This is a genomic window from Lutibacter flavus (assembly GCF_900188355.1).
Classification (GTDB): domain Bacteria; phylum Bacteroidota; class Bacteroidia; order Flavobacteriales; family Flavobacteriaceae; genus Lutibacter; species Lutibacter flavus.
This window is the reverse complement of the sequence record NZ_FZNX01000002.1, coordinates 487,451-500,406: the sequence shown is the minus strand read 5'-3', so window position 1 is coordinate 500,406 and position 12,956 is coordinate 487,451. Positions and strand designations below refer to the sequence as shown.

Sequence of the window (12,956 nt, the reverse complement as noted above, 5' to 3'; positions counted from 1 at the left end):
ATTGAGTTTAATTTCATATTTTTTTAGTAATCAAATACTTATAGCGACCAAGCATTTCCAACATCTTCTAACGGTATACATCCTTGGTACACTCCTGGAACAGGATCATAATTTAATACTTCCGTTCCTACTTTTTCAGATGAATAATATCCAAACAAGGTATAATATCTTACTGAAAACAAAAATTTATACATTAAAAAAGATTCCTTTTTGCCTTCATTTATTTCATTTTCAGATTGCCGTTGTTCATTCATAACTTGTTTCTGTTCTTCTTCGGTTAATCTAAAATAAGAATCAAATAATGTATGAATATCTTCTTTTGATACCTCTGAAATCCTTTTTCCAAATTTATCCTCAAACTTTTTACTAAAAATTGCTGCCCCCTGTTGAAATATTTTCTGCTTTGGCTCTAACTCAATGTCTTTATACATTTTATCAATAAATTGAGGCACATTTACATCTAATGCCCCGGGAATATTTGATGATGGTAAAATAATATCAACCAAATGCGTAACCAAATGTTTTTCATTTGAAGATAAAAATATGGGTTTCCATGTCTCTACTTCAGCAGTACAAGATGAAAGCATATTAAACAAAGTTGGCGCTGCAACTGCATATCCAATACTTAATGTCAAATTTTTAAGTGCTGTTCTACGTTTCATAAGTCTATTTCTTGTTTTTATTAAATTCTTTAGCTGCATAATTTGCCGCTCTTGCTGTTAATGCCATATATGTTAATGACGGATTTTGGCAAGCGGCTGAAGTCATACAAGCTCCATCTGTTACATATACATTAGGTACCGTATGAATTTGATTGTACTTATTTAATATAGATGTTTTTGGATCATGTCCCATTCTTGCGCCTCCCATTTCATGAATACCAATTCCTGGATGGCAAGGAGCATCATACCCCTGAACGTCTTTAAATCCTGCGGCATTTAACATGGCAACAGCCTGCTCTTGCATATCCTTTCTCATTTTCATTTCATTTTCCTTATACTCAACATCAAAATGTAAAGTTGGTAATCCCCATTCATCTAATTTATCATAATTTAAAGTCACTTTGTTTTCATGGTATGGTAAACATTCTCCAAAAGCAGTTAGTCCAATTGTCCAAGGTCCTGGCTTTGTTAGTTCCTCTTTTAAATCTTCTCCATAACTCATTTCAGAAACTGCTCTTTGCCAATTAGACCGGCTTGCAGAACCTTGATAACCATAACCTCTTAAAAATTCTTTTTGCTCACTTTTTTCATCAAGGTTTCTAAAACGTGGAATATAAATTCCTCCTGGTCTTCTTCCCTTGTAATATTTATCATCAAAACCCTCAACCGTTGCTGATGCACCCACTTTAAAATGATGATCCATAATGTTATGTCCTAATTCACCGCTATCATTTCCAAGTCCATTTGGAAATCTTTTTGACTTAGATTGCAATAAAATACCCGATGAAGCCATTGCTGAAGCACAACAGAAAATAATCGAAGCTTTATAAAATATTTTCTCTTTTGTAAGTGTATCTATTATTTTTACTCCAGAAGCTTTACCAGTTTCATCATCATAAACAATTTCATAAGCAATGGAATTTGGACGAAGCGTCATATTTCCAGTTCTGTCTGCAGCTGGTAAAGTTGAAGAATTACTACTAAAGTAACCTCCAAACGGACAACCTCTCATACATCTATTTCTATATTGACAATTAGACCTTCCTTCGTGAATTGCATTTCCAGTTTTATGTGCAATTCTACCCATAGTTAAAACACGACCATCAAAATTTTCTGCCATACTTTTTCTTAAATCTTGCTCAACACAATTTAACTCCATTGGCTCTGATAATTTACCATCAGGTAATTGCGGAAGTCCTAAATTCTCGCCTGATACACCAATAAATTCTTCTACTTTATCGTACCATTTTGAAATATCATTATAGCGAATAGGCCAATCTACACCATGACCATCCTTTTTATTGGCTTCAAAATCTAAATCACTCCATCTATAAGAATGTCTACCCCACATTATAGATCTACCTCCTACATGATATCCTCTCATCCAGTCGAATCTTTTTTCTTCACTATAAGGATGCTTAATGTCATCAACAAACCAATGCTTGGTATCAGGTCTTGTGGTATAACCCGATCTATTTTGTACTTGCTGACGCTCAAGTTCTTTTGGGTTTTTTTTGCCTCTATGTTCAAAATCCCAAGGATCCATATTCATTGTTGGATAATCCTCAATATGTTTAACCATTCTTCCTCGTTCAAGTACCAATGTCTTCAATCCGTTTTCACAGAGTTCCTTTGCTGCCCAACCGCCGCTAATTCCAGTTCCAATTACAATCGCATCAAAACTTTCAATGCTATTTGTTGTTAAATTTTCATTCATTTTAAATATTCAAAAATTAAAGTGTTAAAAACGATAGCAAATACTGCTATAAAAAATATCTAATTCCCATATTCTAAAGTACATACAAAACTTTCTTTAGTTGGTCTCTTTTCTATCGAAAACGTTTTCGGTAAAAGCGAAAACGTTTTCGAAAAGAAATTTCATCAATTTTTTTAAATTAAATTTTTAAATCCGAATCCAAATAATCAAATAAATTTAAGAAAGAATATATTATTAATGTCCAAATTATGTATTTTGCATATTAATAATGTTCAAATTTTTTCAGTGAAAATAAATATACAGAAAATTCAACCTTATGAAGCCGATGGAGTTGTGTACCATGCAGACACGTGCTTACCATTGGTTGATGCAGTTAAAAGAAAAAAATTAAAGTTTAAAGCACTTGCCCGATATACATATCCTGGTGACCGATTAAATGAAGATACGCTTGGTCTAAATAGCGTAGGCTATTGGGATGCAAATGAACCACAAGATTGGGGATTAGATTGGCACAGAAATGAAGGAATTGAAATTCACTTTTTAGAATCAGGCACAATGCCATATTCACAAGAAAATAAAGAATTAGAATTATCACCTAACCACCTAACAATCACTCGCCCATGGGAAGCACATAAAGTTGGGAATCCATCCATTGGAATGGGGAAATTTTATTGGGTAATTATAGATTTAGATGTAAGAAGACCGCATCAAAATTGGGATTGGCCAGATTGGATCATGCTTGCGCCAAATGACCTTTTAAGACTTACTACTATTTTAAGACAAAATGAAAAATGGCTTTGGAAGGCTGATAAAAAAATTAGAGATTGCTTTAAAAGAATTGGAGAAGCCGTTGATACTGATAATGAAGGGAGTAATTCTTCAAGAATCAGATTGCTAGTTAATTATCTTCTAATACTATTACTAGACTTATTAAATACTAATGAAGTCGTTTTAAATGAATCACTTACAGATAGCTCCAGAAGTGTTAAATTATTTCTAAATGAATTAAAAAACAACCTTCCAGAAGCTTGGACTATTGAACTAATGGCTAAATCTGCAGGCGTAGGAATCACAAGGTTTACACATCATTGCAAACAACTAACTAACCTAACTCCAATGAGATATCTTAGTATGAAACGAGTTGAAATGGCTAAAAATATATTAATGGAAAATAAAAATTTAAGCATTGCTGAAGTTGCCTATAGTTGCGGATTCGCTACAAGTCAATACTTTTCAACTATTTTTAAACGACATGAAAAGTGCACCCCTTTGGAATTCAGGCAAAAAATCATTTAACTTGCAATAAATTTATCAAAATTAAATAACATACTTTGTTCAAATTTTTTCACTGAATAAAAATAAACAAAACTCAAGATTTGATTTTTTACTTTCACATAACAGATTCACTTCAATTTATAAAATATGATACGCAAACAATTCCCCTTTAAAACGACCTTAATAATAGTAATTTTTGCAATACTTGGATTATATTCATGTAATAGCTCAAAAAAAAATAAACCGGTAGAAGACGTTTCAGAAATTAAAAAAGCAGATACTTCAATTTTTTTTAAGCTCTCATTGGCTGAATGGTCACTCCATAAAGAAATTTTAGAAGGAAGAATGAGCCCATTAGATTTTGCTCAAAAAGCAAGCGAACTAGGTTTTGAAGGAATTGAATATGTGAGTCAATTATACACCGAAGAATTAAAAAAGAATCCTGATTCAAAAACAGCTATGGCAGATCTTTTAAACACTTTAAAAGAAAAAAGTGAAACATTTGGTGTTCAAAATTTATTAATTATGGTTGATAATGAGGGCGATTTAGCAGCTATGGAAGAAGAAAAAAGAAATGAGGCTGTAGAAAATCATAAAAAATGGGTTGATGCGGCTCAGTTTTTAGGTTGTCATTCAATAAGAGTAAACCTATTCGGAACAAATGATCCTGAAGTTTGGAAAAAAACTGCTGCTGATGGCCTTTCAAAATTAGCTACTTATGCTAAAGAAAAAAACATAAATGTTATTGTAGAAAACCATGGTTATTTATCTTCAAATGCAGCCTTGCTTGTTGAGGTTATTCATGCTGTAAATGCTTCTAACTGTGGAGTACTTCCAGATTTTGGTAATTTTTGTTTAAAGCGTGAAGGTGATGAACTTTGGGGAGCAACATGTATTGAAGAATATGATAAATACCAAGGTGTTAAAGAAATGATGCCTGTAGCAAAAGCAGTAAGCGCCAAATCATATGATTTTGATGAAAATGGAATTGAAACAACTATAGACTACAGTAAAATGTTAAAAATAGTAAAAGATGCAGGTTATAATGGTTTTATAGGAGTAGAATATGAAGGCAGTCGTTTAGGTGAAATTGATGGTATTATTGCTACTAAGAATTTATTATTAAACGCAACAAAAAATCTAAACTAACTAATACTTTTTTCAACCATGAATAAATCAACACAAATTAAATTATCCATAATGATGTTCCTTGAGTTTTTTATCTGGGGTGGATGGTTTGTAACACTAGGAACTTTTTTAGGTAACAATTTAAATGCAACTGGAGCAGAAACGGGAATGGCATATTCCACACAATCCTGGGGCGCTATAATTGCACCATTTATAATTGGTTTGATTGCTGATCGATTTTTTAATGCCGAAAAAATATTGGGTGTGTTGCATATTATTGGTGCAATTTTAATGTTTCAAATGTCGAAAACCACCGATTTTAACGTGTTTTACCCTTACGTTTTAGGATATATGATTGCCTATATGCCAACACTTGCTCTGGTGAATTCAGTGTCATTTAATCAAATGAAGGATCCTGCAAAAGAATTTTCTTACATAAGAGTTTGGGGAACAATTGGTTGGATTGTAGCTGGTTTAGCTATAAGTTATTTATTTCATTGGGATTCAGCGGAAGGTTTAAAAAGTGGTTTATTACAAAACACTTTTTTAATGACGGCAATTGCATCTGCAATTCTTGGGGTTTTTAGCTTTGCCTTACCAAAAACACCACCTAAAGCTTCTAAAGATGAGAAAATTACTATTTCAGATATTTTAGGTTTGGATGCTTTAAAATTATTAAAAAACAAAAACTTTTTAGTGTTTTTTCTATCATCTGTACTAATATGTATCCCTTTAGCATTCTATTATCAAAACGCAAATCCGTTTTTATCTGAAATTGGCGTAAATAATCCAACTGGAAAAATGACAATTGGTCAAATTTCAGAAGTTCTTTTTATGCTTTTATTACCTGTTTTCTTTAAAAAATACGGGTTTAAAAAAACATTGTTATTTGGAATGATTGCCTGGGCAATTAGGTACGTATTATTTGCTTATGGGAATTCAGGTGAGTTATCGTTTATGCTTTTAATTGGTATTGCATTGCACGGAATTTGTTATGATTTCTTCTTTGTTTCTGGTCAAATTTATACAGATTCTAAAGCAGGTGAAAAATTTAAAAGCGCCGCTCAAGGATTAATAACACTCGCAACTTATGGTGTTGGAATGTTAATAGGTTTCTGGGTTGCTGGTAAAATTTCTGACACCTATTTAATTGCAGAAAATTCACACAACTGGGAAAATATTTGGATGTTCCCAGCAATTTTTGCTTTAGCTGTAATGATTCTATTTGCAATATTTTTCAAAAATGAAGAAGTAACTTATAAAGATCAATAAAATGAATTCAAAAATAAAATTAGGGATTATTGGTGGCGGTGGAGATTCTCTTATAGGAGTTTTACATAGAATTGCCTCTTTTATGAATGACAATTACGAAATTGTTGGTGCTGTTTTTAATCCTGTTTGGGAAGACAATATCAATTTTGCAAAAAAAATTGATTTAGATACTTCAAGAATTTATCCTGATTTTGACACTTTTATAGCCAAAGAAACTGCTCTACCAAAAGATAAAAGAATTGAAGTAGTATCAGTTCTTACTCCAAATTTTTTACATTTTCCAATGGCTAAAAAATTGATAGAAAATGGTTTTCATGTAATTTGTGAAAAACCATTAACTACAACTTATGAAGAAGCTGAAATATTAGAAAAATCACTTAAAAAATCCAACACAATATTTGCTGTTACCTATACCTATACTGGATATCCAATGGTTCGTCAAATGCGTGAAATGATTAAAAACGGTGAAATTGGAACCATTCAAAAAGTTGATATTCAATATTATCAAGGTTGGATAAATACAATTATCCACGACAAAAACCTTCGAAATACAATTTGGAGATTAGATCCAAAAAAAGGTGGAATAAGTTGTTGCATTGGAGATATAGGAACACATGCTTTTAATATGGCTGAATACCTAACAGGACTTGAAGTCAAATCTCTGTTAGCAGATCTAAATTATTTATATGAAGACAATACACTAGATATTGACGGAACTGTATTAATAAGATATTCAGAAAATGTGAAAGGGGTAATACGAGCCAGTCAAATTGCTACTGGTGAAGAAAACGGACTTCAAGTTAAAATTTATGGTACAAAAGGAGGTTTAAAATGGGAACAAGAAAATCCTAATTTTTTATATCTGCTTTCTGAAGATAAACCTATGCAGGTTTACAAACCAGGACATTCATATAATTCTGAATTATCTTTAAACGGAACAAAACTGCCACCAGGTCATCCTGAAGGAATTTTTGATTCTATGGCAAATATTTATCTTGGAGTTGCAAAAGCGATTAGAAATGAACCATATGATTCTAGTGAATTTCCAGTAATGAATGACGGTGTACGAGGTATGAAATTTATTGAACAATGTGTAAATTCTCATAAAAATGGGAATAGCTGGGTTCAACTTTAAAAATTAAAATATGAAACGAGCATGCTAAAAAACTTATCACACAAGGAAATGATTATTTGCGAACAGCATGTGACCATTAAAAAAAATAATATAGACACATGAAAACGATAAAAGGACCTGGAATTTTTTTAGCTCAATTTATGGGTACAGAAGCTCCATTTAATAACTTAGAAAATTTATGCAAATGGTCAGCTGATCTGGGCTATAAAGGAATACAAATTCCTACTTGGGAAACAAGTTTAATAAACTTGGAAACCGCCGCTGAAAGTAAAACGTATTGTGATGAATTAAAAGGAACGGTCGAATCTTTTGGTCTTGAAATTACTGAACTATCCACGCATTTACAAGGGCAATTAGTTGCTGTGCATCCAGCTTATGATATTATGTTCGATAATTTCGCTCCAGACAATTATAAAAACAACCCTAAAAAAAGAACAGAATGGGCTATTTCTCAGGTTAAAAATGCCGCCAAAGCAAGTAAAAATATTGGTTTAAATGTACATGGTACTTTCTCTGGAGCGCTTCTTTGGCATACTGCACATCCTTGGCCACAACGACCAGATGGTTTGGTTGAATTAGGGTTTAAAGAATTAGCTAAAAGATGGCTTCCTATATTAAATACATTTGACGAAAATGGAGTTGATGTATGTTATGAAATTCATCCTGGAGAGGATTTACACGATGGTATAACTTTTGAACGCTTTTTAAAAGCAACAGGCAATCATAAAAGAGTAAATATTTTATACGATCCTAGTCATTTTGTTTTACAACAACTAGATTATATTCAGTACATAGATTATTACCACGAGTTTATTAAAATGTTTCATGTAAAAGATGCTGAATTTAATTCAACTGGTAAAAGTGGAACATTTGGTGGTTATCAAGACTGGAAAGATCGAGCTGGAAGATATCGCTCTCCAGGAGATGGACAAATAGATTTTAAAACAATTTTCTCAAAATTAACTCAATACGGTTGTGATGTTTGGGCTGTTATGGAATGGGAATGTTGTATAAAAAGTCCTGAACAAGGAGCTTTGGAAGGTGCTCCATTTATACAAAAACATATTATTGAAGCTACTACTAAAGCTTTTGACGACTTTGCAGGCGCTGAAGTTGATAAAGAAAAACTTAAAAAAATATTGGGAATTTAAATCCACATAATTATGAAAAAAATAATCTTTTTATTAGCTCTAATGCTCTTCATTATTTCTTGTAATAATGATATCAAAAAAGAAACTACTGATACCATATTAATTGATGAAATTAATGAACAAGAACCTACAAAACCCGAACAAACTGAAATTTGGGAGCCAAAACCTCCAATTGTAATTCCTTCAAAAAATAATGCAGCACCTTCTGATGCAATTGTGCTTTTTGACGGAAATAATCTTGACGAATGGATAAGTGCAAAAGATTCAACAGCAGCAAAATGGAATATAAATGAGGATGGAAGTATGACTGTAAATAGAGGCTCTGGAGATATTCAAACTAAAACAGCATTTGGAAGTGTTCAACTACATATTGAATGGAAATCACCTTCAGAAATTCGAGGAGATGGTCAAAATAGAGCAAATAGTGGTGTTTTTCTTCAAAACAGATACGAAATTCAAGTTTTAGATAATAACAATAATGATACTTATGTAAACGGACAAGTAGGTTCTTTATACAAACAATCTATCCCATTAGCTAAAGCGTCTGCCCCGACTGGTGAATGGAATACTTATGATATTATTTACCACACACCTGAATTTAATGCGGATGGAACTAAAACAAAATCGGCTACTATAACTGTTATACATAATGGTATTTTAGTACAAGATCACGTTACAATAAAAGGTACAACAGAATATATTGGTTGGCCAAAAAATAATGCGCACGGTGATGCTCCAATTGCTTTGCAAGACCATGATAGTGAAGTTAGTTACAGAAATATTTGGATTAGAAAACTATAAACAAATAATTTTAAAAATAAAAACATTAGGATATTATGAATCTTAAAAAAATAATACTGTTTATAATTGTTTTTGCAATTGGTTTTTTTGGAACTAAATACTTATTTAAAAAAGATGACGATTCTTCAAAAAATTCAGAAAACCAACAAACAGAAACCGAAGAATGGGTTTCGTTATTTGATGGTAAAACTTTTAATGGTTGGCACAATTATAAAACCAAAACTATTTCTGATGAATGGCAAATAATTGATGGAGCTATGGTTTTTACTCCAGACCCAAACAAAGATGGAGGAATTAATAATTTAGTTACGGATAATGATTATACAAATTTTAAACTTTCTATAGATTGGAAAATTTCTGAAGGCGGAAATAGTGGTATTTTCTATGGAGTTTTTGAAGATGAACAATTTAGTGTGCCTTATCAAACCGGACCTGAAATTCAGATTCTTGATGATCTAAATCATCCAGACAAAGAAAAAGAAACACATAGATCTGGAGCGTTGTATGATATGATTGCACCGTCAGAAAAAGCAGTTAAAAAAGTAGGTGAATGGAATACTTGCATTATTGAAATTAATCATAAAACCAATGCTGGTAAAATTTGGTTGAATGATAAGGAAATTGTTTCTTTTCAAGTTAGCGGTAAAGAATGGGATGCAATGATATCTAAATCAAAATTTAAAGATTGGCCGGGTTTTGGCACTTATAAAACAGGTAAAATTGGTCTTCAAGATCACGGTAATACTGTTTCATTTAGAAATATAAAAATAATAGAACTTTAGTATTTCCTAAAACAAAAAATTAAATTAAAATCCGCTTTAATTAAAGCGGATTTTTTATTTTTAAAAAATGAATAAAAAAGAAATAATATCCAACACAGTAGAATTTGTAAAATCAACTTTAAAAGATGCTGAAGGTGGCCACGATTGGTTTCATATTTTACGTGTTTGGAACAATGCAAAACAAATTGCCAAAAATGAAAACGTTGATATTTTTATAGTTGAATTAGGTGCTTTATTACATGACATTGCAGATTCCAAATTTCACAAAGGGGATGAAACAATTGGGCCAAAAGTTGCTCGTGAATTTTTAGAAAATGAAAATGTACCTGATGAAGTTATCATTCATATTGAAAATATCATTTCAAATATTTCTTATAAAGGAGGGAATTTTAAACAAAAATTTAACTCCCCAGAACTAGAAGTTTTACAAGATGCAGATAGACTAGATGCAATTGGAGCAGTAGGAATTGCACGTTGTTTTAATTATGGTGGTTTTAAAAACAGACCTTTATACAATCCAAAAATCACTCCAAATTTAACAATGAGTAAAGAGGAGTACAAAAAATCTAAAGCTCCAACTATAAACCATTTTTATGAAAAGCTACTTTTACTAAAAGATAAAATGAATACTAAAACAGGGCAGCGAATCGCTGCAGATAGACATAATTATATGGAAACCTTTCTTCAGCAATTTTATAATGAATGGGATGGAAACTCTTAATTTAAAATTGGAGTAACATTATAACCTTTTTTATCCCAAAATATTATTCAAAATTTGGTTTACGCTTTTCCAAAAAAGCAGTTGTACCTTCTTCAAAATCAATGGTTCCGAAGCTAACTCCAAATTGTTCAATTTCGACACTAAAACCGTTTACACAATTCGTATAATTTGCATTTACTGCTTTTATTGCTGCACCAATTGCTACAGATGAATTTCGCATAATTTTTATAGCTAATTTTTCGCATAACGGTAATAACTCTTCTTGTTCAACAACATAGTTTACCAATCCCCAGTCTTTGGCTTCTTCAGCAGAAATCATTCCTGCAGTCATTATCATTTCCATTGCTTTTCCTTTACCTACCAATTGCGGCAAGCGTTGAGTACCGCCATAACCAGGAATAACGCCTAAACTAACTTCTGGCAATCCCATTTTGGCATTAGAACTTGCAACTCTAAAATGCGCTGCCATTGCCAATTCCAATCCTCCTCCTAAAGCAAAACCATTTACAGCAGCAATAACGGGTGTGCCTAAATTTTGAACAAAATCAAATAATATTTCTTGCCCTTTTCTAGCCAATTCTGTACCTTCTTCAACATTAAAATTTGCAAATTCAGAAATATCGGCACCAGCAACAAAAGCTTTTTCTCCACTACCAGTAATTATAATTACTTTAATAGTTTTATTTTCATTCAACATTTTAAATGCTCGATGTAATTCTTCAATTGTATTCTTATTTAGCGCATTTAATTTTGAAGGTCTATTAATTGTTAATATTGCTAAATTTCCCTTTTCCTTAATTAGTATATTTTCGAAATCCATATTTTTATTTTTTAGGTAATACTACTTTAAAAACTGTTCCTTTATTATGTTGTGTTGTAAAAGTTATTGTTCCGTTATAAGCTTCAACAATATTCTTCACCATTGGCAAACCTAGTCCCATCCCACTAGATTTAGTTGTGAATTTAGGCTCAAATATTTTGTCTTTATCCTCTTCAGAAATTCCTTTTCCATTATCTGCAACAATAATTTCAACATTGCCATTATCCTCACATACAGACACCTCAATTTTTTTATTTTCGACATCAACCAATGCTTGTGTCGCATTTTTCACCAAATTAGTTAGCACTCTTATAAGTTGTGTTTTATCCAATTCGGCTATTATTTTTTCACTTTTCGGAAAATAAAAAATATAATCTTCCGTAAAAATATCTAACGCATGTTTTATTACCTCTACTACTTCTAATTCTTCACGATTTTGACTTGGCATTTTTGCGAAGTTGGAAAATGCAGAAGCAATCGAACTCATGGTATCTATTTGCTGAATTAAGGTTTTACTAAATTCATTTAATTTATCATAAATATCCGGATCATTTACATCAAATTTTCGTTGAAAACTTTGAATTGTAAGTCGCATTGGAGTAAGTGGATTCTTAATTTCATGTGCCACTTGCTTTGCCATTTCCCGCCAAGCCTGCTCACGTTCTCCTTTTGCTAATTTTACCGCACTTTTTTCAAGTTCATCAACCATATTATTGTAAGCTTTTACAAGTGTAAAAATTTCTGAACTTGCGTTTCCTAAAATAATTTTTTCATTTGAAGTATTTAATCTAGTGCGACTCATTTTTTCTGTAATCGCTTTTAAATTTCTTGTGATATAACTAGAAATAAAATAAGCCAAGCCAATTGCCAACAAAAACATTAACATATAAACATAAGCCATCCTAACTAAAAACTCTTCCAAATCTTTATCTTGAGCTGTATTATCCTGTACATATTGTAAATTCAATATTCCAATTGGCTTAAATTTGTTATCTGTAATATATGAATATGAAGATTGTAAATTAACATCATTAATTATTCTTGTATTAACAAATCGATGGTCGAAATTATTGGCAACACTATTTAAAATTGTATCACTTAATTTAATTAAAGCATCGCTTTGAACAAATCCGGAATGCGAAGTTTTGGCAATATTACCAGACAAGTCATAAATATTAATTTCTAATTTTTCAATATCAGAAATTTCATAAATCTTTTCTCTAAAAATGTAAGGTAAATTTTCTTCAATTATAGGGAATGTATTTCCGGTTCCACTATTTAACCAATAATTAATTGCTGCTTTTACAGATTCTTCTTTACGCTCTAATCTACCTTGGTTGTATTCATCTGTCTGTTCCTTATATTGATATATTGTAACAGCTGCAATTAATACAGATGCCAACAATATTAACAATATCATTGCTAAAAATATTCGATTTCGAAGTGAAAGTTGCTTAATTTTCATGGTTATACTAAACGTAAATATACAGAT

General features: G+C 31.5%; 12 protein-coding genes. 8 read left to right on the top strand and 4 right to left on the bottom strand.

Annotation, left to right across the window (positions count from 1 at the left end; genetic code table 11):
- Positions 1–38: 38 nt before the first annotated feature.
- Positions 39–662, bottom strand: coding sequence for a gluconate 2-dehydrogenase subunit 3 family protein (locus tag CHB63_RS08395; RefSeq protein WP_176420302.1), 624 nt, complete (start codon positions 660–662; stop codon positions 39–41).
- Between the two features lie 4 nt (positions 663–666).
- Positions 667–2,379: a GMC oxidoreductase gene (locus CHB63_RS08390; protein WP_089378004.1), complete on the bottom strand. Its 1,713-nt coding sequence runs from the start codon at positions 2,377–2,379 to the stop codon at positions 667–669.
- A 285-nt stretch (positions 2,380–2,664) separates the two neighbouring features.
- Between CHB63_RS08390 and CHB63_RS08385 the strand changes: the two genes are divergently transcribed.
- The 8 genes from CHB63_RS08385 to CHB63_RS08350 all read left to right on the top strand — a co-directional run bounded on the left by CHB63_RS08385 (position 2,665) and on the right by CHB63_RS08350 (position 10,644).
- The gene (locus CHB63_RS08385; RefSeq protein WP_089378134.1) at positions 2,665–3,675 is read left to right on the top strand and encodes an AraC family transcriptional regulator; all 1,011 of its coding nucleotides are present in this window, start codon (positions 2,665–2,667) and stop codon (positions 3,673–3,675) included.
- Positions 3,676–3,801: 126 nt separating this feature from the next.
- A complete protein-coding gene (locus CHB63_RS08380) occupies positions 3,802–4,803 on the top strand; it encodes a sugar phosphate isomerase/epimerase family protein (RefSeq protein WP_089378003.1) in 1,002 nt (333 codons plus the stop codon).
- An 18-nt stretch (positions 4,804–4,821) separates the two neighbouring features.
- Entirely contained in the window at positions 4,822–6,054 is a 1,233-nt protein-coding gene (locus CHB63_RS08375; protein WP_089378002.1) for a nucleoside permease, read from the top strand.
- Between the two features lies 1 nt (position 6,055).
- A complete protein-coding gene (locus tag CHB63_RS08370) occupies positions 6,056–7,189 on the top strand; it encodes a Gfo/Idh/MocA family protein (protein ID WP_089378001.1) in 1,134 nt (377 codons plus the stop codon).
- Between the two features lie 98 nt (positions 7,190–7,287).
- Positions 7,288–8,340 (top strand): sugar phosphate isomerase/epimerase family protein, encoded by a 1,053-nt coding sequence (locus CHB63_RS08365; RefSeq protein WP_089378000.1) that lies wholly within the window; start codon positions 7,288–7,290, stop codon positions 8,338–8,340.
- 12 nt (positions 8,341–8,352) lie between these two features.
- A complete protein-coding gene (locus CHB63_RS08360; RefSeq protein ID WP_089377999.1) occupies positions 8,353–9,141 on the top strand; it encodes a 3-keto-disaccharide hydrolase in 789 nt (262 codons plus the stop codon).
- Between the two features lie 35 nt (positions 9,142–9,176).
- Complete coding sequence (locus tag CHB63_RS08355; RefSeq protein WP_089377998.1) at positions 9,177–9,923, top strand: 3-keto-disaccharide hydrolase; 747 nt, start codon at positions 9,177–9,179, stop codon at positions 9,921–9,923.
- A gap of 67 nt (positions 9,924–9,990) precedes the next feature.
- Positions 9,991–10,644: an HD domain-containing protein gene (locus tag CHB63_RS08350; protein ID WP_089377997.1), complete on the top strand. Its 654-nt coding sequence runs from the start codon at positions 9,991–9,993 to the stop codon at positions 10,642–10,644.
- Positions 10,645–10,687: 43 nt separating this feature from the next.
- On the opposite strand, the gene CHB63_RS08345 is transcribed toward CHB63_RS08350, so the two are convergent.
- Positions 10,688–11,464, bottom strand: a complete 777-nt coding sequence (locus CHB63_RS08345) for an enoyl-CoA hydratase/isomerase family protein (protein ID WP_089377996.1) — start codon at positions 11,462–11,464, stop codon at positions 10,688–10,690.
- A gap of 4 nt (positions 11,465–11,468) precedes the next feature.
- Entirely contained in the window at positions 11,469–12,929 is a 1,461-nt protein-coding gene (locus CHB63_RS08340) for a sensor histidine kinase (protein WP_089377995.1), read from the bottom strand.
- Positions 12,930–12,956 lie beyond the last annotated feature (27 nt).

Bases quoted from the DNA above. Each gene is read 5' to 3' on its own strand.
- CHB63_RS08375 (WP_089378002.1), top strand. From the start codon at position 4,822: ATGAATAAATCAACACAAATTAAATTATCCATAATGATGTTCCTTGAG.
- CHB63_RS08360 (WP_089377999.1), top strand. From the start codon at position 8,353: ATGAAAAAAATAATCTTTTTATTAGCTCTAATGCTCTTCATTATTTCT.
- CHB63_RS08355 (WP_089377998.1), top strand. From the start codon at position 9,177: ATGAATCTTAAAAAAATAATACTGTTTATAATTGTTTTTGCAATTGGT.
- CHB63_RS08365 (WP_089378000.1), top strand. From the start codon at position 7,288: ATGAAAACGATAAAAGGACCTGGAATTTTTTTAGCTCAATTTATGGGT.
- CHB63_RS08380 (WP_089378003.1), top strand. From the start codon at position 3,802: ATGATACGCAAACAATTCCCCTTTAAAACGACCTTAATAATAGTAATT.
- CHB63_RS08340 (WP_089377995.1), bottom strand. From the start codon at position 12,929: ATGAAAATTAAGCAACTTTCACTTCGAAATCGAATATTTTTAGCAATG.
- CHB63_RS08370 (WP_089378001.1), top strand. From the start codon at position 6,056: ATGAATTCAAAAATAAAATTAGGGATTATTGGTGGCGGTGGAGATTCT.
- CHB63_RS08350 (WP_089377997.1), top strand. From the start codon at position 9,991: ATGAATAAAAAAGAAATAATATCCAACACAGTAGAATTTGTAAAATCA.
- CHB63_RS08390 (WP_089378004.1), bottom strand. From the start codon at position 2,379: ATGAATGAAAATTTAACAACAAATAGCATTGAAAGTTTTGATGCGATT.
- CHB63_RS08395 (WP_176420302.1), bottom strand. From the start codon at position 662: ATGAAACGTAGAACAGCACTTAAAAATTTGACATTAAGTATTGGATAT.
- CHB63_RS08345 (WP_089377996.1), bottom strand. From the start codon at position 11,464: ATGGATTTCGAAAATATACTAATTAAGGAAAAGGGAAATTTAGCAATA.